The sequence below is a fragment of the Moorena sp. SIO3I6 genome (assembly GCF_010672095.1).
The window spans coordinates 1-1,269 of the sequence record NZ_JAAHHU010001448.1; the positions used below are offsets into that span (position 1 = coordinate 1).

The 1,269-nt window shown below is 38.9% G+C and carries 1 protein-coding gene; it reads right to left on the reverse strand.

Going from position 1 to position 1,269, the window contains the following annotated elements; translation table 11 throughout:
- Window positions 1-20: 20 nt before the first annotated feature.
- Complete coding sequence (locus F6K49_RS50150; RefSeq protein WP_293030949.1) at window positions 21-1,163, reverse strand: IS4 family transposase; 1,143 nt, start codon at window positions 1,161-1,163, stop codon at window positions 21-23.
- Window positions 1,164-1,269: the final 106 nt, after the last annotated feature.

Genomic DNA, 1,269 nt, shown 5'->3' on the forward strand with positions numbered 1-1,269 from the left:
CTGACGGGGCGACATGAAAGCTACAAGGCAGACAGAACTTGCAATCTAGCCCTGAGACCCTTTAGATAATTAGGCAACTTATGGCGGTTAATTTGCATTAACTCCTGCACACATTCAGAGTAAAGTTGAAATAAATCAACCCACAAATGAGCATGAATACCAACATAAAAACTACTATGTCTACGGATATAACGTTGAGGTTCTCGCTGACGAACTAAGTATTTTTGTAAGCCCATATTGGAAAGCATACGTCCTTCTAAGCATGCGCTAGTATAGGCAATAGAAATTAGTACAATTAAAGTAGATAAGCGCTTGCTTGTCAGTTTAGTCTCTTCAAGATTGTAGCCACCAGTCTTGAAATCTCGAAACATTTCCTCAATGCCAAAACGTTTCTTATAAGCTCTAATAGCTAGTTCTAAGTTAGGCAGATTAGTTAACAGATACCAAGGTTCTTTAGCACTAAATTCTCGGTAATTTTTGCGCCACTTACCCGCCAGATTAAACGGACCAAAGCCCTTTTGATTAGTAAGATTTACGCCCTGAAAAAAAAGTTTCATTCCCGGAGATAATCCTAAGTTTTTCAAGGCAGTTGAGAGTTGGTGTTGACTGCTAACATTTGTGGATTGTTTCTGTCTCAAACAAAAGTCTACACCCTTGGCGGTGAGATACTTTCCTAGTTTGGGTGAGCAAAATTCTCTGTCTCCTAATACGACCACTTGATGCTCAGTAAATAAGGGGAATACTTGGTTGAGGACTTTTTGTTGTTCCTCAAGATTACTATTCCCTTTTTTGTCTAATAGTATCCAAGCTATTGGCAAGGCACGTTTTTGCCAAATTAGACTCACCATCAAGATGTTTACCAATCCCCAACTCGTTCTATCTATGGCTAAATATAACGTCTTTTCTTCACAAAAAACTTGTTTTAATAATAGCTCTACACAGGGGAGCCAGCACTTTTCGATAGTTAGTTGTTCTAAGTCTAAGAATCTTTGTAGTTTTTTTCTTCTACTCTCAAATAAAATCGGGATTGGTAGTGCTTGTGCTAGCACTTCTAATTTGACATTTTTGACTTTTTGCAGTATCCCTATTACCAGCATTAAGACTAAGTAGTGGGCTCTCGATAGTTGCTTTTCTAGGTGTGAGGTGTACAATTTAGCTATCATTTTTGTTTGATGGGGTCGCGGTGAGAATCTCTCTCATCTTTTCTGACCCCATTTTCTCAGATTTCAGTCCCACTGTGCTTTTCAACTTCCATGTCACCCCTTCAGC

Coding starts and splice junctions, on each gene's coding strand:
- F6K49_RS50150 (WP_293030949.1), bottom strand. CDS start 1,163: ATGATAGCTAAATTGTACACCTCACACCTAGAAAAGCAACTATCGAGA.